At 43.7% G+C, this 263-nt stretch carries 1 protein-coding gene; it reads left to right on the plus strand.

All coding sequences use genetic code 11. The features are described from left to right. Positions 1 to 263, plus strand: a 263-nt coding sequence (locus tag AAEY79_RS15325; protein WP_352289375.1) for a hypothetical protein, incomplete at both ends; no start/stop codon positions are given.

Here is a 263-nt window from a genome sequence, read left to right on the forward strand (position 1 = left end):
GTTGAAGACATGCCATATGATGAGCATGGTAATACCGTTGATATCGTGCTAAATCCGCTTGGTGTACCATCGCGTATGAATATTGGTCAGGTACTTGAGACCCATTTAGGTATGGCGGCAAAAGGCTTGGGCGAAAAAATTGACGGTATGCTCAAAGCGCAAGCGGCGATGAAAGACTTACGTGATTTCTTAGACCAAATTTATAATAAAGTTGGTGGCGAACAGGTCGATCTTGATAGCTTATCAGATGACGACATCATGGC

Origin of the sequence: Psychrobacter sp. GW64-MNA-CIBAN-0177 (assembly GCF_040309585.1) — a bacterium.
GTDB lineage: Bacteria > Pseudomonadota > Gammaproteobacteria > Pseudomonadales > Moraxellaceae > Psychrobacter > Psychrobacter okhotskensis.